The sequence below is a fragment of the Enterobacter sp. BIDMC 29 genome (genome assembly GCF_019378755.1).
Lineage (GTDB): Bacteria > Pseudomonadota > Gammaproteobacteria > Enterobacterales > Enterobacteriaceae > Enterobacter > Enterobacter ludwigii.
In genome coordinates, this window is the sequence record NZ_CP080000.1 from 2,622,292 (window position 1) to 2,642,520 (window position 20,229).

The 20,229-nt window shown below is 58.8% G+C and carries 15 protein-coding genes; 3 read left to right on the forward strand and 12 right to left on the reverse strand.

Annotation, left to right across the window (positions count from 1 at the left end; translation table 11 throughout):
- Positions 1-18: 18 nt before the first annotated feature.
- On the forward strand, positions 19-1,236 hold the full coding sequence (locus JTA15_RS11665) for an MFS transporter (RefSeq protein WP_052445454.1): 1,218 nt from the start codon (positions 19-21) through the stop codon (positions 1,234-1,236).
- A 41-nt stretch (positions 1,237-1,277) separates the two neighbouring features.
- Here JTA15_RS11665 and iolB read toward each other — a convergent pair whose 3' ends face one another.
- From iolB to JTA15_RS11715, 10 genes are all read right to left on the reverse strand, one after another.
- The gene (gene iolB, locus JTA15_RS11670) at positions 1,278-2,090 is read right to left on the reverse strand and encodes a 5-deoxy-glucuronate isomerase (protein ID WP_160890412.1); all 813 of its coding nucleotides are present in this window, start codon (positions 2,088-2,090) and stop codon (positions 1,278-1,280) included.
- A gap of 9 nt (positions 2,091-2,099) precedes the next feature.
- Positions 2,100-2,990, reverse strand: a complete 891-nt coding sequence (gene iolE, locus JTA15_RS11675; protein WP_219372321.1) for a myo-inosose-2 dehydratase — start codon at positions 2,988-2,990, stop codon at positions 2,100-2,102.
- 14 nt (positions 2,991-3,004) lie between these two features.
- Positions 3,005-4,909 (reverse strand): 5-dehydro-2-deoxygluconokinase, encoded by a 1,905-nt coding sequence (iolC, locus tag JTA15_RS11680; protein WP_063156697.1) that lies wholly within the window; start codon positions 4,907-4,909, stop codon positions 3,005-3,007.
- A gap of 12 nt (positions 4,910-4,921) precedes the next feature.
- Positions 4,922-6,055 carry a Gfo/Idh/MocA family protein gene (locus tag JTA15_RS11685; protein WP_219372322.1) on the reverse strand — a complete coding sequence of 378 codons (1,134 nt, stop codon included), beginning with the start codon at positions 6,053-6,055 and terminating at the stop codon, positions 4,922-4,924.
- A gap of 8 nt (positions 6,056-6,063) precedes the next feature.
- A complete protein-coding gene (locus JTA15_RS11690) occupies positions 6,064-7,092 on the reverse strand; it encodes an ABC transporter permease (RefSeq protein ID WP_014171147.1) in 1,029 nt (342 codons plus the stop codon).
- Between the two features lie 11 nt (positions 7,093-7,103).
- Positions 7,104-8,651, reverse strand: a complete 1,548-nt coding sequence (locus JTA15_RS11695) for a sugar ABC transporter ATP-binding protein (protein WP_014171148.1) — start codon at positions 8,649-8,651, stop codon at positions 7,104-7,106.
- A 54-nt stretch (positions 8,652-8,705) separates the two neighbouring features.
- Entirely contained in the window at positions 8,706-9,635 is a 930-nt protein-coding gene (locus tag JTA15_RS11700) for a sugar ABC transporter substrate-binding protein (protein WP_020883045.1), read from the reverse strand.
- A gap of 31 nt (positions 9,636-9,666) precedes the next feature.
- On the reverse strand, positions 9,667-10,653 hold the full coding sequence (gene iolG / locus JTA15_RS11705) for an inositol 2-dehydrogenase (protein ID WP_025203474.1): 987 nt from the start codon (positions 10,651-10,653) through the stop codon (positions 9,667-9,669).
- A 289-nt stretch (positions 10,654-10,942) separates the two neighbouring features.
- Complete coding sequence (gene iolD / locus JTA15_RS11710; RefSeq protein ID WP_219372323.1) at positions 10,943-12,868, reverse strand: 3D-(3,5/4)-trihydroxycyclohexane-1,2-dione acylhydrolase (decyclizing); 1,926 nt, start codon at positions 12,866-12,868, stop codon at positions 10,943-10,945.
- A gap of 11 nt (positions 12,869-12,879) precedes the next feature.
- Positions 12,880-14,385 carry a CoA-acylating methylmalonate-semialdehyde dehydrogenase gene (locus JTA15_RS11715; protein WP_219372324.1) on the reverse strand — a complete coding sequence of 502 codons (1,506 nt, stop codon included), beginning with the start codon at positions 14,383-14,385 and terminating at the stop codon, positions 12,880-12,882.
- A gap of 278 nt (positions 14,386-14,663) precedes the next feature.
- Between JTA15_RS11715 and JTA15_RS11720 the strand changes: the two genes are divergently transcribed.
- Positions 14,664-15,494, forward strand: coding sequence for a MurR/RpiR family transcriptional regulator (locus JTA15_RS11720; RefSeq protein WP_020883041.1), 831 nt, complete (start codon positions 14,664-14,666; stop codon positions 15,492-15,494).
- Positions 15,495-15,551: 57 nt separating this feature from the next.
- Here the strand turns inward: JTA15_RS11720 and guaA are convergent, their stop codons facing one another.
- Both guaA and guaB read right to left on the reverse strand, forming a co-directional pair.
- Entirely contained in the window at positions 15,552-17,129 is a 1,578-nt protein-coding gene (gene guaA, locus JTA15_RS11725; protein ID WP_014171154.1) for a glutamine-hydrolyzing GMP synthase, read from the reverse strand.
- Between the two features lie 67 nt (positions 17,130-17,196).
- The gene (gene guaB, locus JTA15_RS11730) at positions 17,197-18,663 is read right to left on the reverse strand and encodes an IMP dehydrogenase (protein ID WP_020883040.1); all 1,467 of its coding nucleotides are present in this window, start codon (positions 18,661-18,663) and stop codon (positions 17,197-17,199) included.
- A gap of 162 nt (positions 18,664-18,825) precedes the next feature.
- On the opposite strand from guaB, the gene xseA reads away from it, so the two are divergent.
- The gene (gene xseA / locus JTA15_RS11735) at positions 18,826-20,199 is read left to right on the forward strand and encodes an exodeoxyribonuclease VII large subunit (protein WP_047743070.1); all 1,374 of its coding nucleotides are present in this window, start codon (positions 18,826-18,828) and stop codon (positions 20,197-20,199) included.
- Positions 20,200-20,229: the final 30 nt, after the last annotated feature.

The following is a 20,229-nucleotide window of genomic DNA, read 5'->3' on the forward strand; positions in this document are numbered from 1 at the left end:
CAGGGCGAGGATTTGAACATGTCACACGCGTCACCACTACCGTCAGATCGAAAAACCGGGCACGTCCGCTCAGGCGACATGCCGCGTAGCCTGGTGTGGCTGTTCGCCCTCGCCAGCGGCTTAAGCGTGGCCAACGTCTATTACGCACAGCCGTTGCTTGACGCGTTGTCCAGAGACTTTGGCATCAGCCATGGTGCCATTGGCGGCGTGGTCACCGCCACGCAGATTGGCTGTGCTCTGGCTCTGCTGTTCGTGGTTCCTCTGGGGGATAAAGTGGATCGCCGGCGCCTGATGGCTCTACAGCTTGTCGTACTGGTCGCCGCTCTGGTCGCGGTCGGCATGGCGCAGACGTCAACGATGCTGCTGGTGGGTATGCTCGCCACCGGCATGGCAGGAACGGCCATGACGCAAGGGCTTATCGCCTATGCCGCCAACGCCGCGTCGCCGCATGAGCAAGGCCGCGTTATTGGTGCGGCACAAGGCGGGGTATTTATGGGCCTGTTAGTGGCCCGCGTCGTCTCCGGAGGCATCAGTGATATCGCGGGCTGGCGTGGCGTGTATCTCTCTGCCGCCGGGCTGATGGTCATTATTGCGTTTCCGCTGTGGTGGAGGCTGCCCCGCTTGCCTGCGGTGCCTGAAACGATGAGTTACCCGCGCCTGATTCACTCAATGCTGACCCTGCTGCGGGAAGAAAAAGTCCTGCAGGTGCGCGGCGTACTGGCTTTACTGATGTTCGCTGCGTTCAATATTTTCTGGAGCGCTCTGGTGCTGCCGTTAAGTGCCCCACCCTATAACTTATCGCATACCGCCATTGGTGCTTTTGGCCTGGCCGGAATGGCAGGCGCGTTAGCGGCAACCCGGGCCGGAGAGTGGGCCGATCGAGGATATGCCCGGCGCACCAGCGCGGCTGCACTGGTCTTGTTACTCCTGGCGTGGTGGCCGATTTCACTGATGGATCGTTCGCTCGGCATTTTGCTCATTGGCATCGTGCTGCTCGATTTGGGCGGGCAGGCGCTGCATGTCACCAACCAGAGCCTGATCTTTCGCGCCCGCCCCGAGGCGCATAGCCGGCTGGTCGGGCTTTATATGCTGTTTTATGCCGTCGGCAGCGGTCTGGGCGCGCTGAGCACCACGATGACGTATGCCATCGCGGGCTGGCAGGGCGTCTGCCTGACTGGCGCAGCGGTGAGCCTGGTGGCGCTGGTGTTCTGGTGGGTAACGCGCAAAACAGGATAAGGGTGATAAAAAAAGCCCGCGGGGTGCGGGCTTCTGCAACGTCAACGTGGATAGTCGCGGTTGATCCACGCGTGATCGTCTTCCCAGGTGAACATCCATTTTCGCACCGGACCGGCCATCACGTTGAGATAGTAGCTGTCATAACCAGCCAGCGTCGCCACCGGATGGTAGCCCTTCGGCACCATCACCACGTCGCGGTTATAAACGGCCATACACTCATCCAGCGACCTGTCGTCGGTATAGACCCGCTGCATGCAGAACCCCTGCCCGGGATTGAGGCGATGATAGTAGGTCTCCTCCAGGTAGGTTTCCTGCGGTGGATTATCCGTATCGTGCTTATGGCTCGGGTATGAACTGGTGCAGCCTTCGTGGGTCCAGACCTCAACCACCAGCAGGCTGTCGGCGGGTTGATCTTCCGGCAGAATGTTGTGCACGTAGCGCTGGTTATGGCCTTTGCCGCGCGCCTGCGCGTCGATATCCTGCGGAGCGATAAGCCGTGTCGGGAAGGATCCTTTGCCGGGTGCGGCACAGACCGCCAGCTCCAGCGTCGTCAGCGCCTTAATCTGCACCATCTCCTGCGGCGTGACGTAGACCGCCCAGGGCTTTATGCGCTCAAACGGGCTCATCCGCTCGCCGATGTCAGTAAACTGCGCGGTAGGTGTGCTGATAGAGGCCCGTCCGGCCACCAGCACCAGACAGCGCTCTTCGCTGACGGCGGGCAGCGTCAGCGTCTGCCCTTCCTGCAGTTCATACGCTTCAAAGCCAACGTATCCCCAGCCCGCGCGTTCCGGCGTGACGGACTGGGTGCGGCCCTCCGCACTCGGCGGTTGCCAGCGTGATAACAGACGTGACATGTCACCTCCTCAGATAAGCCCGGCGTCGCGCGCCATGCGGCTCAGGTTGTTATACCCCAGACGGGCGTAGGTCAGCGGGTGAGCGATAGCAGGATCCTGCTCCGCCTCCACCACCAGCCAGCCGTGATAATCCTGCGCCTTCAGCAGCCGCATGATAGGCGGATAGTCCACGCAGCCGTCACCCGGTACGGTGAAGACCCCACTCAGCACCGCATCAAGGAAGCTGGTTTTGCGGTTTTTGACGTCCGCCAGCACGTCGGCGCGCACGTCTTTGCAGTGAACATGGTTAATGCGCGATGCCCAGCGCTGGGCCACCACCAGCGGATCAGCCCCGGCAAAGGTCAGATGGCCCGTGTCCAGCAGCAGGCCCACCTCTTCACCGGTATGGGTCATCAGGTTATCGACATCTTCAGCGGACTCAATGACCGTTCCCATATGGTGATGGTAGGCAATCTGCACCCCCTGCTGCTGCGTGTAGCGGGCAAAAGCGGTCAGCTTCTCGCCGTACTCTTTCCAGCGCGCGTGCGGGAAGCGCGGGCGAAGATGAACCGGCGTCTGTTGCTCGCCGTGAATACAGCCGCTCACTTCGGCGAATACCAGCACCTTTGCCCCCAGTTCGCGCAGCAGCGTCAGGTGGGACTGCACGGCGGCAATCTCCTCCTCCACGCTACGCTCCAGCAGACGCCCTGAATACCAGCCGGAGACCAGCTGCAGATCGTGGCGCTGCAAAATGGGGCCAAGCAGGCGCGCCTCACGCGGGAATTTATTGCCCAGTTCGAAACCGGCAAAACCGGCCTCTTTCCCTTCGCTCAGACAGGTATCCAGCGGCGTCTCCGCACCGAGTGAAGGCAGATCGTCGTTCGTCCATGTCAGCGGGTTAATGCCTAATTGCACACTCATTGTCATCTCCTGAATTATGCGTGTCCGCGCTCGCGCCACCAGGCGATAAGCTGCAGGTAATTGTCCCGGATGCGTGCCACCAGCTGCGCATCGTCAATATCGTGTTTCAGCCATGCACGGGACGCATCGCCAAACAGCGTGCGTCCTACGGCAAAGCCCTTCACCAGCGCGTGTCCCGAGGCGGCTTTAAAATCAGCACGAAGCTGCTCAGCCGGGGCGTCCAGCCCGAGGATCACCACGCCACGGCAGTGCGGATCCCGACGTTCAATCATCTCGCTCAGCGCCGTCCAGCCATCGGCAGAGAGCGGCGGCAGTTTCCACCAGTCGGGATAAATCCCCAGGTTGTAAAAACGCGAGATGGCGCGCAGGTAAAGCTCATCGCTGCGCGGCATGCTGGCAGGCAGGATCACCTCCAGCAGCAGTTCATGACCGGACTGGCAGCAGGCGTGGTAGACCTCTGCGATTTTCTGCTCCTGCTCCAGACGCAGGCCGTGCGCATCTTCCGGATGGAAAAAGACCAGGCATTTCACCACATGCTCCTGCGGCCAGCTGATGAGCTGCGTGCCGATGTTACCGTGCTCCATCTCCAGCGGCCGGGAGCCCGGCAGCTCAATAGGGCGGCCTATCCACCACCCTTCACCGGTAATCGCGTTCAGGGCGTCCTGACCAAAAGTGCCGTCACACAGCAGACCGGCTTTGCCCTCAAGCCCTGCGCTGCTGGCCGCCTCACGGCTGGCCTGCAGAATAAGCTGCTTCAGCGCCGGGATGCGCTTCAGGGATGCCCCGCACTGCAACGCCATATCTTCCAGCTGGCTGCGATGATCGAAGGCCATCACGCACAGCTCCGGCCACTCACGGCGGCGGGTGGTGACGCGGTGCAGATGGTTCAGGCGCGCATCAAGATCGGGACGCGGCACCGACGCCGCACGCGACAGGTAGTCGTCCAGCTCAGCCTTGCTCGGCATCGCCGGGGCACAGCCGTGGCGGGACACCACCAGCGCACCACACGCGTTGGCATAGCGGCAGGCCTGCTCCCAGCCTTCGTCGTTAAGGTAGCCGCGCAGCAGGCCGGACATAAACGCGTCGCCCGCACCGAGCACGTTCAGCACCTCAACGCGCACGCCGGTCACCGTCAGACCCTCATCCAGCCGGGGCGGTATAGCGTCGGTATACACCGAACAGCCAAGCGCTCCACGCTTGCAAACCAGCGTAGCGTTACTCACGGCGCGCACGCGACCCAGCGCCTGCAGGGTATCGGTACTGCCACCTGCAATGTGGAACTCTTCTTCGGTGCCGACAATGACGTCGAAAAGGTGCAGCACCTCCTGCAGTTCACGGGTCACGTTTTCTGCGGCAATAAAGCGCGTCTCCCCGTCCCCTAATGAGGTCAGCCCCCACAGTACCGGCCGGTAGTCGATATCCAGCACCGTGCGAACACCGTGACGGCGGGCATAGTTAAGCGCCGTCAACACCGCGTCACGGGTCTGAGGGTGCGAGAGATGGGTCCCGGTGATGGCAAGGCACCGTGCGGAGGCAATGTAGCGTTCATCCACATCGCTGGCCGTGATGGCCATATCCGCGCAGTTATCGCGATAAAAAATCAGTGGAAAGGTGTCCCGGTCTTTAATGCCGAGGAGCACCAGCGCCGTCAGGCGTTCTTTGTCGGTGATCAGATGGCTGGTATCGCAGCCCACCTGGTGTAATTCTTCTCGCAGGAAGCGTCCCATATGTTCATCACCGACGCGTGCCAGCATCGATGAGCGCAGCCCCTGACGCGCCGTCCCGTAGGCCACGTTGCCGGACGAGCCGCCGAGATATTTCGCGAAGCTCGACACATCCTCAAGACGGGCACCAATTTGCTGACTGTAGAGGTCTACCGCCACGCGGCCCATGCATATCACATCAAACTGCTTTTCCACGTTGATACCTCATCAGACAATGTCGTTCACGTTCAGCCAGCGGCCTTCCTGGTGCGAGAGTGCGATGGCGTCCAGCACCCGCGAAACCTTCCAGCCCTCTTCAAAGTCCGGCCACATCGGCACATCAGCGGCAATACCGTCGACCAGGTCGCGTACTTCCACCGTTTTTTGATCGTTAAAGCCGATACCATGGCCCGCCCCCATGCAAAACGCGCCATAGTCCGGATGTGACGGACCCACAAGCAGCGTGCGGAATCCCTGGCGGTTTACCGGGTCGTCATGCAGATAGAGCTTCAGTTCCGCCATCCGCTCCTGGGTAAAACTGATGGCCCCTTTGGTGCCGGTTATCACGTATGACAGTCCCATCTTGCGCCCGCAGGCGACGCGGGACGTTTCAATCACCCCTTGTGCTCCGCCGGCGAAACGGACCATCGCGTGTGCCTGATCTTCGTTTTCAACCGCAACGTTTTGCGACGAACCGGCCTGCGCCGGGCGCTCAGGCACAACAATTTTTAAATCACCGCAGACCTGCTGAATGTCCCCGACCAGATACTGCGCCATGTTGACGATATGCGCCGCCAGGTCCCCCAGTGCACCCAGCCCGGCGGTCTCTTTAAAACAGTGCCAGTGAATGGGAGAAAGCGGGTCGGCCATATAATCTTCGTTGTGGGTACCGTAGAAGTGGATCACCTCGCCAATCTCGCCGCGGGCGATGATCTCTTTCGCCAGCTGTGCCGTCGGGTTTTTCATGTAGTTAAAACCCGCCAGCGTTTTCACCCCTGCCCGCTTCGCGGCGTCCACCATTTCACGTGCGTCATGGGCATTCAGCGCCAGCGGCTTTTCCGAGTAGACATGCTTACCGTGGCGAATGGCCTCCAGCGCCATCTCTTTATGCAGATGGTTGGGCGAGCATATATCCACGACATCAATCGCCGGGTCAGCCACCAGTGCCCGCCAGTCGCCGGTTGAGCGGTTGAAGCCAAAGGCCTGCGCCCGCTCTGCCGCCAGCGCGGGTGTCACTTCCGCCACCATCTCGCGCACCAGTTTGCCGCGCAGGGTAAATACCGTCGGCGCCTGGGCATAGGCGATGGCATGCGCCTTGCCGATATACCCGGTGCCAATCAATCCAATACGAACCTCTTTCATCCTGATCCTCACAATGCGCCGCGGCGGCTCTTGGCATAGGTGTCGAATGCCACCGCCAGAACGATAATTAATCCGGTGATTATTTGCTGGTAATAGGCCGAGACGTTCATCAGCACCAGACCGTTAATCAGGATCCCCATAATGATGGAACCGATGATGGTGCCGCCGATGCGTCCATAGCCGCCCATCAGCGAAGTGCCGCCGATGACCACCGAGGCGATAACGCGCAGTTCAAAGGAGATCCCGGCGACCGCTTCCGCACTGCCAAGACGAGCGCTGAGAATGAAGCCCGCCAGTCCCGCCAGACAGCCAATCAGCACATAGACACTCACCAGCACGCGCTTCACGTTGACCCCCGCCAGGCGCGCTGCCTCCGGGTTACCGCCGATGGCATAGACGAAGCGTCCCCAGCGGGTTTTATGCAGCGCCAGGTACCCGCCAAGCGCCACGATGGCGAAAATCCAGATTGGAATGGAGATGCCAAGCAGCTCCCCGCGTCCCCACCAGCGGTAACCCGGGTCGAAACCTGCAATGGGCGCGCCGTCGTTAATCACCAGCGTCAGACCACGCCAGATGGTCATCCCGCCGAGCGTGACGATAAACGGCGGCAGGCGCAGTCGGGTTACGCCCAGGCCGTGCAGGAAGCCAATCGCCGTGCCCATCGCCAGGCAAATCCCCAGCCCAATCAGCCAGCTCATGCCGCCCCAGGCGTTCGGATCAACGGTGGTGAAGTTGTCGCCCTTAATCACGTATGCGGCGGTCATGGCGCAGACCGCCAGGATGGAGCCGACAGAAAGATCGATACCGGCAGTCAAAATGACGAAGGTCATCCCCACGGCCATGATCCCGTAGATGGACACCTCGGTCAGGATGTTGAAAATATTGCGTTCAGAGAAAAAATTGCTGTTCTGCGACTGAAAGAAAATCAGCAGCAGGATCATGAAAATCAGTACCCCGAAGCGCTCGAAGAAGGCGATAGGATCGAGGCGTCCGCTGCGTTTCACCGGAACCTGCGTTTTAGAAATCATCTGCGTCATGGAAAACTCCGTTATGCCGCGTTGAGGGCGTTGTGGTTGATGGCCATCATCGTCATCAGCCGCTCTTCGTTAGCGTCGTCGCCGTGGATCTCACCGGTCACCCGGCCTTCACTGAGCGTGATGATCCGATCGGATACCGCCATCACTTCAGGCAGATCGGAGGAGATCACGATCACCGCCACGCCCTGTTTGGCCATATCAAACAGCACCTGGTGCACTTCCGACTTGGTGCCCACGTCGATACCGCGCGTCGGCTCATCGACAATCAGCACCCGAGGGTTCAGCGCCATGCAGCGCGCCAGGATAACTTTCTGCTGGTTACCGCCGGAGAGCTTGCGCACCTCCTGCGCGCTGTTGACCATTTTGATCTGCAGCGCCTTGCGGTAGGACTCAATCAGATCGTCCTCTTTGCGGGTATTCACAAACCAGCGCCACTGCATCAGAGAAGAGAGACTGGAGAGCGACAGGTTGTCGCGAATCGATAACCCCAGCACCGCCCCCTCTTTCTTGCGATCTTCCGGGACCAGCGCGATGCCCTGCTCAAGGGCGTACATTGGGTCGCGCGGTTGATACGGGACGCCGTCCAGCTCAAAGCTGCCCGAGGTAAAGGCATCCGCCCCGAACAGGCAGCGCGCCACTTCGGTACGCCCTGCCCCCACCAGGCCGGCAATGCCCAGTACTTCTCCGGCGTGGACATGGAAGCTGATGTCATGCAGGGCAATGCCGTGCGGATCCAGCGGCGGTTTTTCGCGGCTCAGCCCTTTTACTGCCAGACGGACCGGCTTGTTTTCATGATGGGTTTCGCTGGCGGGACGACGATTAAAGGCCACGTCACGCCCCACCATCAGACGGATCAGCTGCTCGACATTGGTTTGCGCCACGGCGCCACTGCCGGTGAAACGGCCGTCCTGGAAAACGGTAAAGCGATCGCAAAGCTGGAAAACTTCGTGCAGTCGGTGGGTAACGTAAATAATGCTCACCCCCCGGTTTTTCAGCTCGCGCACCACGCGGTGCAGGCTTTCCACCTCGCTGTCGCTCAGCGCCGCGGAGGGTTCATCCATGATGATCAGCCTGGCGTTCAGCGTCAGCGCCCGGGCAATCTCGACCATCTGCTGCTGGGCTACGCTCAGACGGGCGACAGGCGTGGTTGGCGCAACGTTCAGCTGCAGATAATCGAGGATCACCTGCGCCTCCTGGTTCACCGCTTTTTCGTCGACAATCAGGTTACGTTTACGCGGCTCACGCCCGAGAAACATGTTTTCCGCGACGGTCATATTGGGCAGCAGGTTAAATTCCTGATAGATAGTGATAATGCCCTTGTTCTGCCGCTCAACCGGTGAATCGTCCACCGGCAGCGTGTCGCCGTTGAACCAGATATCCCCGCGCGTTTGCGGCTGTGCGCCCGCCAGGGCTTTCAGCAGCGTGGATTTCCCCGCTCCGTTCTCACCCAGCAGCGCGTGGATCTCCCCGGCACCGACGGTGAGCTGTGCGCTGCTCAGCGCCCAGACACCAGAAAAGCTTTTTGCCAGGTCGGTCACTTTCAGTAAGGGTTGCGACATCGGTCTGCTCCTCCTTAATAGTGAGCCGCCACCTGCGCGGCGGCTCAGGATAAATCAGTTACCGGCCTCACTGATGCGCTCAGCCTGCTGCAGATTTTCTTTGGTGATAAGCGTTGGCGGGTAGTCCGCGCCGGTGATGGCTTTCTTCTCACGCACGTTGGCCACCAGCTGGCTCATCGCCGTTTGTACCGCGAAGCCCGGGCGCTGATCCGCCGTGACCGCCAGCCAGCCGTCGCGCACGCGCGCCAGCGCCTCAGGGACCGCGTCAAATCCGGTCACCAGAATTTCGCCTGGCTTCACGCCCTGGCCCTGCAGCGCTTCAATTGCGCCCAGTGCCATGTCGTCATTGGCGGAGAGGATCACCTGTGGGCGTTTCGGCAGTGACGGCAGAACGCTTTCCACAATGCGCATCCCTTCAGAACGCATCCAGTTGCCGGTCTGATCGGCAACGATCTTGTACTTGTCCCCGCCCGCCTTCAGGCTGTCGCGGATCCCTTTGGTACGTTCAATGTTGGAGGAGGAACCTGGCTGGCCGGTGAGCAGAATAATGTCTGCCCCGTTGGGGAATTTGCTTTTAACGAAGTCGCCAATCGCCTGGCCGCCTTTGTAGTTGTTGGCACCAAAATGCGGCACCTTCTTCTGGCTGTCGACGGAGCGGTCAAGCGTCACAACGGGCAGATTCGCATCCTGAATTTCATCCACCGCGCTGGAGACGGCATTGACGTCATTCGGGGAGACGATGAACCCCTGCGCACCACGGGTGATGGCGTTTTCCAGGTCAGCGACCTGTTTCGGCGAGCTGCCCTGCCCGTCCAGAACCTGAAGCTTTACGCCCATCTCTTTTGCGGCTTTTACCGCGGTACGCTGCATGTGAACTTCAAACGGCATCGCCAGGTTTGGTGTACTGAAAACTATTTGCTCGTTTTCGGCCATTGCTGCCCCGGCGGTCATGGCGATGAGGGCGGCTAAGATCAGTTTTTTCATTATTATGTCTCTCTGTGTAGGGTGGTTGTGTTTAGAGGACGATCTCACGCTGGCTACGCAGGGATTCCAGCGCTTTATCCGCCAGGTACAGCGCACGTTCACCATCATCGCCGCTACAGTCAGGCGTCGCTTCGCCGCGCAGCACCGCAACAAAGTGTTCCCATTCCGCGGCGTAAGCGGATTTGTAGCGCTGCAGGAAGAAGTGTTCCGGCAGCGCGCCGGTGCAGCCCTGTTTGCCGTAGTGCTGCACCTGATTTTCAAGAATATTGCCCGCGCACAGCAGGCCTTCTGAGCCGTGCAGTTCCAGGCGCTGGTCGTAGCCGTAAGAAGAGCGGCGGCTGTTGACGATGGTCGCCATCGCGCCGGAGGCATACTTCAGTACGATAAACGCGGTATCGATATCCCCCGCCTCGCCAATCGCCGGATCCACCAGATTGCTGCCCTGGGCATACACCGACACCGGCTCTTCGCCCATGATGAAGCGCGCCATATCAAAATCGTGAATGGTCATGTCGCGGAACATACCGCCGGAAACGCGCACATATTGCGCCGGTGGCGGGGACGGGTCGCGGGAGATAATCAGCAGCGATTCGGGCTTGCCGATCCGCCCGGCCTGCACCTCGGTTTTGACCCGGCGAAACTGCGGGTCAAAGCGGCGGTTAAAACCGATAAACAGCGGTACGTTGTACTCGTTAACCACTTTCAGGCAGTCGCGCACGCGGGCAAGATCCAGGTGTACCGGCTTTTCACAGAAGATCGCTTTGCCGTGGCGGGCGGCCATCTCAATCAGATCCGCGTGGGTGTCCGTCGCAGACGCGATCAGCACGGCATGAACGTTTGGGTCGCTCATCGCGTCCTCGAGGCTCTGCAAACGAGCCTGATATTGCGTGGCGAGGCGGGTGGCAAATTCCTGATTCGGGTCGACCACAGACCAGAGCGTGGTCTCACTGTGGCTGGCGATGTTAGCTGCATGTACCTGGCCAATTCGGCCAGCGCCCAGTAAAGCAATGTTAAACATAACGGCTCCCGGTGTTGGTGAATGCTGTGAACTAACGACCCCTTAAATAAAACATTTATTTCATTTTTATAAATAGTGAAATTATATTTTTGAGTGTGGGTTAACACTTTTGAGATGATTGAGATAAATTTTGTTATCAATATCACAACATTGCAGCCGCGCCGCGATGCACTTGCCACAGAAACACAGGAGACAAAATGGCGACAGGTGTGCCCTCTCCCGTGACGGGAGAGGGTGAGAATGAAGGCAGTGAAAAATGAAATGAAAATTTCGTTATGGCGGGAAATACTTAATACTGGCGTGCTTTTTTTACCTGCGCCTGGGTTTGCTCGGCGGCTTTGCGCACCGCAGGCGATCCCGCGACCTGCGCATCACCGGTTCGCCACCATGACGCGTAATCATGGGTCATGGTTTTCGGCAGCACTTTGATATCCAGCAGCGTTGGGCCAGGATGCGCCCGCGACGCCGCCAGCGCCGCCAGCAGACTCTGCTCGTCGTGGACCCGCCACGCGCGACAGCCGTAGCTTTCCGCGTTCTGGGCGAAATCGACTTTTACCAGCGGTCCGTCAAGCCGGCCTGAATCTGGATTTCGATGACGGTTTTCCGTACCGAAGCTCCCCATCCCGTGCCCCATCTGCAGGTTATTAATGCAGCCGAAGCTGGCATTATCAAACAGCAAAACGGTGACGTTAATCCCCTCCTGCACCGCGGTTTGTAGCTCGGAGTGCAGCATCATGTAGGAGCCATCCCCCACCATGGCGTAAACCGGCTGATGCGGGCTGGCAAGCTTCGCGCCTATCGCCGCGGCAATCTCATACCCCATGCAGGAGTAGCCGTACTCCAGGTGGTAACTGTCCGGCGTCTTCACCTGCCAGAGGCGCTGTAAATCCCCGGGCAGCGATCCGGCCGCGCCCACAACGATGGCGTTATCTTCAATATGTTGATTGATAAGCCCCAGCACCCGCGTCTGGGTCAGACGGGTGTTGAGCGCCTCACCGTATTCCGCCAGCTGCGCATCAAGGTGCCCTGCCACTTCAGGCGCATCGTCGGGATGCCACTGACGGCCCCATAAGCGCTGGCACTCCTCATGCCAGGCAGATTTCGCCTGAGCAATCTCCTCTCCCCAGTGGTTTCGGTACGCGGGGAGCGCCTGCGTTAACGCGTGCAGCCCGGTTTGCGCATCGGCAATCAGCGCCGTGGCATCCAGTTTCAGGGCATCAAACTCGGCGACATTCAAAAGCAGGAACTCGACGTCCGGATGGGAAAAGAGCGCTTTGGAGCCGGTGGTAAAGTCCGTCAGGCGCGTGCCGATGCCAATCACCAAATCCGCCCTGGGTGCAAGCTGGTTAGCGGCCATTCCGCCCGTCACACCGATCCCCCCCAGATTAAGGGGGTGATCGCTTACCAGCGCCCCCTTTCCGGCCTGGGTTTCGGCAAACGGCAGCTGCAGCGTCTCGACAAATTCCCGAAATGCCTCATGCGCGCCGGAATAACGCACGCCCCCGCCACACACCACCAGCGGACGGTGTTTACGGGCAATCAACGCCTGTGCCTGGGCCAGACGCTGGGGGTCAGGCGGACGGCGTTCAATGTGATGCACGCGACGCGCAAAGAAGCTCAGGGGATAATCCCAGGCTTCGCCCTGTACGTCCTGCGGCAGGCAAATGGTCACTGCCCCCGTCGCTGCAGGGTCAGTAAGCGTTCGCATCGCATTTAACATCGCGCTCATTAACTGTTCGGGACGGTTAATGCGGTCCCAGTAGCGTGAAACGGGACGGAAGCAGTCGTTGGTGCTGATACTGAGATCGTGGTACTGCTCGATTTGCTGCAAAACCGGATCGGGCTGGCGGCTGGCATAGATATCCCCCGGTAACAGCAGGAGCGGAATGCGGTTCGCGGTGGCGGTCGCCGCGGCCGTCACCATATTAGCCGCGCCGGGCCCGACGGATGAGGTGACGGCAAAAATGCGCCGACGGCGATGCTGTTTGGCGAATCCGGTCGCCATATGGGCGATGCCCTGTTCGTTACACCCCTGCATCACCTGCAGGTGGCCAGGATCCTGCTCCAGTGCCTGGCCGATACCCAGCACGTTGCCGTGACCAAAAATGGTCGCCACGCCCTCCACGAAGGGCGTTTCGTGTCCATCAATGGAGACATATTGTTGATTAAGGAATCTGACCAGGGCCTGAGCCATGGTCATACGTTCGGTTTGCATAAAACCTCCTGTCAGCCCAGCGTCGGCATGGAGAACGCAGCGCCAGTCTCCTGCTGCATTTCCGGCCAGCGTGCGGTGATGGTTTTCATTCGGGTGTAGAAACGCACGCCGTCGTTGCCGTGGACATTCAGCGCACCAAAGATCGAACGCTTCCAGCCACCAAAACTGTGGAACGCCATCGGCACCGGGATCGGCACGTTCACCCCAACCATCCCCGCCTGCACCTCTTCGCAGAAGCGGCGCGCGCAGCCACCGTCACGGGTAAATATTGCCGAGCCATTACCATATTCATGCCGGTTAATCAGGTCCACCGCGCTGCTGTAATCTGCAACACGCACCACAGAAAGTACCGGCCCGAAAATCTCTTCTTTATAAATGGTCATCTCCGGCGTGACGTTATCGAACAGCGTTGGTCCGACAAAATAGCCCTGCTCGTGGCCTTTCACGCTGAACCCACGGCCATCCACGCGCAGGCGGGCTCCCTGAGTTTCCCCGCTGTCGATATAACCCAGCACTTTGTTACGGTGTGCCGAGGAGATAAGCGGCCCCATTTCGTTCTCTGGCGTCTGGTCCAGACCCGGTCCGACGCGCAGCGCGGCAATCTGTTTTTCCAGCCGGGAACAGAGTTCATCAGCAGTGTTATCCCCCACCGCCAGCACCACCGACAGCGCCATGCAACGTTCTCCCGCCGCGCCGAAGGCAGCGCCCATAATCGCGTTCGTCGCCATATCCATATCGGCATCCGGCATTAAGATGCAGTGGTTTTTTGCCCCGCCCAGTGCCTGACAGCGTTTACCGTGGGCGGAGGCGGTCTCGTAAATGTATTGGGCGATCGGCGTTGAACCGACAAAGCTCACAGCCTGCACGCGCGGGTCAGTCAGCAGCACGTCAACCGACTCTTTATCGCCCTGCACCACGTTAAACACGCCGTCTGGCAGGCCGGCGTCTTTCAGCAGTTTTGCCAGCGCGAGCGCCAGAGAGGGATCTTTTTCCGACGGTTTCAGCACGAACGTGTTGCCGGTGGCCAGCGCAATCGGGAACATCCACATCGGCACCATTGCCGGGAAATTAAACGGCGTGATCCCGGCACATACGCCGAGCGGCTGCATCAACGAGTGGCTGTCGACACCGGTGCCGACATTAGCGGAGTGCTCACCTTTTTGCAGATGCGGGATGCCACAGGCAAACTCCACCACCTCCAGGCCGCGGGTCAGCTCGCCCACCGCGTCGGAGAAGACTTTGCCATGCTCTTCGCTGATGATGCGGGCCAGGCGCTCCATGTTCTCTTCCAGCAGCGCTTTGAAGCGGAACATCACGCGTGCGCGTTTAAGTGGAGAATGACGCGCCCAGCCAGGAAATGCCTGCTGTGCTGCGGCAATCGCCTGTTCGGTTTCCTGTGCCGTACTCATCACCACCTGGCGGATCTGCTCTCCGGTGGTCGGGTTGAAGATTGCCTGAACGCGCTGGCCTGAACCGGTGACACACTCGCCGTGAATAAAATTCGCTACCGTCTCCATCCTTAACCTCTCGCTGTTGATACGTGACTGTTACCTGAACACTATATATGAAACAAATATTCCACTTTAAGTTGAAATAAAATAAATGATGATTATTGTGATCAAGGATGGATTTTTATGTTAACAGCCACCATCACTGGTGCAGCCTGCGCTATTAAGGCATTTCAGGCGTTGAAATGCGTGAAGCTTCTGTTTCATTTTTGAGGCCAGATGGACGGCCGGCATTTAAAAGACGCGGTTTTGCGTTTAGAATCATAAAACTATGCATAGGGGGTAAAATGACCACAGCAACCAGCCTGAATGAGCTGCAGCAGCAAATCCGCGATCGCTACGATAGCCTGAGCAAGAGGCTGCAGCAGGTCTCCCGCTATGTGCTGGATAATACCAACAGCGTGGCCTTTGATACGGTCGCCGTCATTGCCGAGCGTGCCGATGTGCCGCCGTCAACGCTGATCCGTTTTGCCAATGCTTTTGACTTCACCGGCTTCAACGAGATGAAACAGCTGTTTCGCATGAACCTGGTGGAAGAGACCGCCAGCTACAGTGACCGCGCCCGGCTGTTTCGCGAAATGGAAAGTCAGGCCGTCCCGGAAACCCCGCTCGATATTCTGCAGGAGTTCGCCCGTTCAAATGCGCAGGCCCTCCAGCAGCTGGCCGCCCGCGCCGAGCCGGAGATGCTGGAACGCGCCGTGCAGTTGCTGGCCGACGCCGACACAATCTATATCGCCGGGTTACGCCGCTCGTTTAGCGTCGCCGCCTATCTGACCTACGCCCTGAGCCACCTGGAGTGCCGCCCTATTCTGCTCGACGGAATGGGGGGGATGCTGCGTGAGCAGATCAACCGCATCAAGGCGCAGGACATCGTGGTATCGATCAGCTTCTCGCCGTATGCGGAAGAGACGGTGATGGTCAGCGAAACCGCCGCCAGCGTCGGCGCACGGCAGATTGTGATCACCGACAGCCAGATAAGCCCGCTGGCCACCTTCAGCGATCTCTGTTTTGTGGTGAAAGAGGCGCAGGTTGACGCGTTTCGTTCGCAGTCGGCGACGCTGTGCCTCGTGCAGTCGCTGGTGGTAGCGCTGGCGTATCGGCTGGGCAGTGGGAAGTAACGGAGAATAAAAAACCCCCTGCGCAAGCAGAGGGTTTGGGGTGATATCAGGGGAAAATCATTCCCACTCAATCGTAGCCGGTGGCTTACCGCTGATGTCATACACCACGCGGGAGATACCGTTCACTTCGTTGATAATGCGGTTAGAGACGCGGCCCAGGAAGTCGTACGGCAGGTGCGCCCAGTGCGCGGTCATGAAGTCGATGGTTTCTACCGCACGCAGGGAAACAACCCAGTCGTACTTACGGCCATCGCCCATCACGCCGACAGAGCGCACCGGCAGGAACACGGTGAACGCCTGGCTCACTTTGTTGTACAGGTCAGCTTTGTGCAGCTCTTCAATGAAGATAGCGTCCGCGCGACGCAGCAGGTCGCAGTACTCTTTCTTCACTTCGCCCAGCACACGCACGCCCAGACCTGGACCCGGGAACGGGTGACGGTAGAGCATGTCGTATGGCAGACCCAGTTCCAGGCCGATTTTACGTACTTCATCTTTGAATAGCTCACGCAGCGGTTCAACCAGGCCCATCTTCATCTCTTTCGGCAGGCCGCCCACGTTATGGTGAGATTTGATGACGTGTGCTTTACCGGTTGCGGAAGCCGCAGATTCAATCACGTCAGGGTAAATGGTGCCCTGCGCGAGCCATTTAACGTCTTCCAGCTTCAGCGCTTCTTCATCGAACACTTCAACGAAGACACGACCGATGATTTTACGTTTCGCTTCCGGATCGTTCTCGCCGGCCAGCGCGTCGAGGAAGCGCTTCTCGCCTTCCACGTGAATGATGTTCAGACCGAAGTGGTCGCCGAACATATCCATAACCTGCTGCGCTTCATTCAGACGCAGCAGACCGTTGTCCACGAATACACAGGTCAGGTTTTTGCCGATTGCGCGGTGCAGCAGCATCGCGGTGACAGAGGAGTCAACACCGCCGGACAGGCCGAGGATCACTTTGTCATTGCCAACCTGCTGGCGGATACGCTCAACGGCGTCGTCGATGATTTTTGCTGGCGTCCACAGTGCTTCACACTGGCAGATATCACGCACGAAGCGTTCCAGCATGCGCATACCCTGACGGGTGTGGGTCACTTCAGGGTGGAACTGCACACCGTAGAAGCGTTTTTCTTCGTTCGCCATAATCGCAAACGGGCAGTTATCGGTGCTGGCAACGGTCACAAAGTCAGACGGGATGGCGGTGACTTTGTCGCCGTGGCTCATCCACACGTCCAGCAGCGGTTTGCCGTCTGCGGTCAGGGAGTCTTCGATACCGCGAACCAGCGCGCTGTCGGTGACGACTTCAACCTGCGCGTAGCCAAACTCACGCTCGTTAGACCCTTCTACGTGGCCGCCCAGCTGCATGGCCATGGTCTGCATACCGTAGCAAACGCCGAATACCGGCACGCCCGCTTCAAACACGTACTGCGGTGCGCGTGGGCTGTTCTCTTCGGTGGTGCTTTCCGGGCCGCCGGACAGAATGATGCCGCTTGGATTGAATTCGCGAATCTGTGCTTCCGTGACATCCCATGCCCACAGTTCACAGTAAACGCCCAGTTCACGCACGCGACGCGCCACCAGTTGAGTGTACTGAGAACCAAAGTCCAGGATGAGAATGCGATGTTTATGAATGTTTTCCGTCATTGACGCTAATTCCGAGGCAAGTGAAACAAATACAGAGCGCCCGGCATGAGCCGGGCGCGGAAATTTATCAGGAGCCCAGACGGTAGTTCGGGGACTCTTTGGTGATCGTCACGTCGTGAACGTGGCTCTCCTGGATACCCGCACCGCTGATGCGTACGAATTCCGCTTTAGTACGCAGCAGGTCGATGGTACCACAGCCGGTCAGACCCATACAGGAGCGCAGGCCGCCCATCTGCTGGTGAATGATCTCTTTCAGGCGGCCTTTATAGGCAACGCGGCCTTCGATACCTTCCGGTACCAGTTTGTCAGCGGCGTTATCGCTCTGGAAGTAACGGTCGGAAGAGCCTTTGGACATCGCGCCCAGGGAGCCCATACCACGGTATGATTTGTAAGAACGGCCCTGGTAGAGTTCGATTTCGCCCGGAGATTCTTCAGTACCGGCCAGCATGGAGCCAACCATGACGGCTGCAGCACCTGCAGCGATCGCTTTCGCGATGTCGCCAGAGAAGCGGATACCGCCGTCAGCGATAACCGGAATACCGGTGCCTTCCAGCGCTTCAACCGCGTCGGATACCGCGGTGATCTGCGGAACGCCTACGCCAGTCACGATACGGGTGGTACAAATAGAGCCAGGACCGATACCGACTTTCACCGCGCTGCAGCCTGCTTCAGCCAGTGCGCGAGCGCCTGCGCCCGTTGCAACGTTACCGCCGATGATCTGCAGGTCTGGGTATTTCGCACGGGTTTCACGAATACGTTGCAGAACGCCTTCGGAGTGGCCGTGAGAGGAGTCAATCAGCAGTACGTCAACGCCCGCAGCCACCAGCGCGTCAACACGCTCTTCGTTACCTGCACCCGCGCCAACGGCAGCACCTACGCGCAGACGGCCATGCTCGTCTTTACAGGCGTTAGGCTTACGTTCTGCTTTCTGGAAATCTTTAACGGTGATCATGCCCAGCAGGTGGAAGTTCGCGTCCACAACCAGTGCTTTCTCAACGCGCTTCTCGTGCATTTTAGCCAGCACGACGTCACGGGTTTCGCCTTCACGGACGGTTACCAGACGCTCTTTCGGGGTCATGTATACGCTGACAGGCTGGTTCAGGTCAGTCACGAAACGCACGTCACGGCCGGTGATGATGCCCACCAGTTCGTTATCTTCGGTGACAACCGGGTAACCGGCGAAACCGTTACGTTCGGTCAGGGCTTTCACTTCGTGCAGGGTAGTGGTTGGCAGAACGGTCTGTGGGTCAGACACGATACCGGATTCATGTTTCTTCACGCGGCGAACTTCTTCAGCCTGACGCTCGATAGACATGTTTTTATGAATAAAGCCGATGCCACCTTCCTGTGCCAGGGCGATAGCCAGGCGCGCTTCAGTCACGGTGTCCATTGCCGCAGAGAGCATAGGAATGTTCAGGCGAATCGTTTTCGTCAACTGCGTGCTGAGATCGGCAGTATTCGGCAGAACGGTGGAATGAGCGGGAACGAGGAGGACGTCGTCAAACGTCAGTGCTTCTTTAGCGATACGTAGCATGGGCAATATCTCTGACCTGGTGGGTGGTTAAATATTGCCGTGGCATTATACAGAGCGTAACCGATTGCATCCACACTTTTTTATAAAAAAACCTTGCACTCCCCTCTCAGCAGGTTACTATCGACTGAATAACTTGCTGATTTAGAATTTGATCCCGCTCACATGTTATCCACTCAATCCCCCTCAATTTTTACTGTCAGCCGCCTTAATCAGACGGTTCGTTTGCTGCTTGAGCAGGAAATGGGGCAGGTCTGGATCAGCGGTGAAATCTCTAACTTCACGCAGCCTTCATCTGGTCACTGGTACTTCACATTAAAAGACGACACCGCTCAGGTGCGCTGTGCAATGTTCCGCAACAGCAACCGCCGCGTGACGTTTCGCCCTCAGCATGGTCAGCAGGTTCTGGTTCGTGCCAATATCACCCTGTATGAGCCGCGCGGCGATTACCAAATCATCGTCGAAAGTATGCAGCCTGCGGGCGAAGGTGTGTTGCAGCAGAAATACGAACAGCTAAAAGACAAACTCTCGCAAGAGGGTCTGTTCGATCAGCAGTTCAAAAAACCGCTCCCCTCACCTGCCCACTGCGTTGGGGTGATTACGTCAAAAACCGGGGCGGCACTGCACGACATTCTTCATGTCCTCAAACGCCGCGACCCGTCCCTGCCCGTTATCATCTACCCGACCGCTGTTCAGGGTGATGACGCACCGGGTCAGATTGTCCGCGCCATTGAACTTGCAAACGCACGTCAGGAGTGCGACGTGCTGATTGTCGGGCGTGGCGGCGGTTCGCTGGAAGACCTGTGGAGCTTTAACGACGAACGCGTGGCACGGGCCATTTTCGCAAGCCAGATCCCGGTCGTCAGCGCCGTCGGCCACGAAACGGACGTGACGATAGCTGATTTTGTGGCGGATTTACGCGCGCCAACGCCCTCCGCAGCCGCGGAAGTGGTGAGCCGCAATCAGCTGGAGCTGCTGCGTCAGCTGCAGAATGGTCGGCAACGTCTGGAAATGGCGATGGACTATTTCCTGGCCAACCGGACGCGCCGGTTTACCCAGCTTCATCATCGCCTGCAACAGCAGCATCCGCAATTGCGGCTGGCCCGTCAGCAAACCGTGCTGGAGCGTCTGCGTCAGCGAATGAACGTCGCACTGGATATTCAGCTCAAGCGCGCGGTCTCGCGCCAGCAGCGTATTACTCAGCGCCTGAACCAGCAGAACCCACAGCCAAAGATTTATCGCGCGCAAACGCGTATCCAACAGCTTGAGTATCGACTGGCAGACACTATCCGCGCACGTCTTAGCACCACACGTGAACGCTTTGGCAACGCCGTGACCCACCTCGAGGCGGTCAGCCCGCTCTCGACGCTGGCACGAGGCTATAGCGTAACGACCGCCACCGACGGTAAAGTGCTGAAGCAAACGAAGCAGGTGAAAGCCGGAGATGTTCTCACCACCCGTCTGTCAGACGGCTGGGTGGAGAGCGAAGTGAAAGAGATTAAACCGGTGAAAAAAACGCGCCAGCGAAAAACCGGATAATTCTTCGTCGGTTACAAACTATACTGCTGC

Bases quoted from the DNA above. Each gene is read 5' to 3' on its own strand.
- iolG (WP_025203474.1), bottom strand. From the start codon at position 10,653: ATGTTTAACATTGCTTTACTGGGCGCTGGCCGAATTGGCCAGGTACAT.
- JTA15_RS11665 (WP_052445454.1), top strand. From the start codon at position 19: ATGTCACACGCGTCACCACTACCGTCAGATCGAAAAACCGGGCACGTC.
- guaA (WP_014171154.1), bottom strand. From the start codon at position 17,129: ATGACGGAAAACATTCATAAACATCGCATTCTCATCCTGGACTTTGGT.
- JTA15_RS11690 (WP_014171147.1), bottom strand. From the start codon at position 7,092: ATGACGCAGATGATTTCTAAAACGCAGGTTCCGGTGAAACGCAGCGGA.
- JTA15_RS11695 (WP_014171148.1), bottom strand. From the start codon at position 8,651: ATGTCGCAACCCTTACTGAAAGTGACCGACCTGGCAAAAAGCTTTTCT.
- JTA15_RS11715 (WP_219372324.1), bottom strand. From the start codon at position 14,385: ATGGAGACGGTAGCGAATTTTATTCACGGCGAGTGTGTCACCGGTTCA.
- iolD (WP_219372323.1), bottom strand. From the start codon at position 12,868: ATGCAAACCGAACGTATGACCATGGCTCAGGCCCTGGTCAGATTCCTT.
- iolB (WP_160890412.1), bottom strand. From the start codon at position 2,090: ATGTCACGTCTGTTATCACGCTGGCAACCGCCGAGTGCGGAGGGCCGC.
- iolE (WP_219372321.1), bottom strand. From the start codon at position 2,990: ATGAGTGTGCAATTAGGCATTAACCCGCTGACATGGACGAACGACGAT.
- xseA (WP_047743070.1), top strand. From the start codon at position 18,826: ATGTTATCCACTCAATCCCCCTCAATTTTTACTGTCAGCCGCCTTAAT.
- JTA15_RS11720 (WP_020883041.1), top strand. From the start codon at position 14,664: ATGACCACAGCAACCAGCCTGAATGAGCTGCAGCAGCAAATCCGCGAT.
- JTA15_RS11685 (WP_219372322.1), bottom strand. From the start codon at position 6,055: ATGAAAGAGGTTCGTATTGGATTGATTGGCACCGGGTATATCGGCAAG.
- guaB (WP_020883040.1), bottom strand. From the start codon at position 18,663: ATGCTACGTATCGCTAAAGAAGCACTGACGTTTGACGACGTCCTCCTC.
- JTA15_RS11700 (WP_020883045.1), bottom strand. From the start codon at position 9,635: ATGAAAAAACTGATCTTAGCCGCCCTCATCGCCATGACCGCCGGGGCA.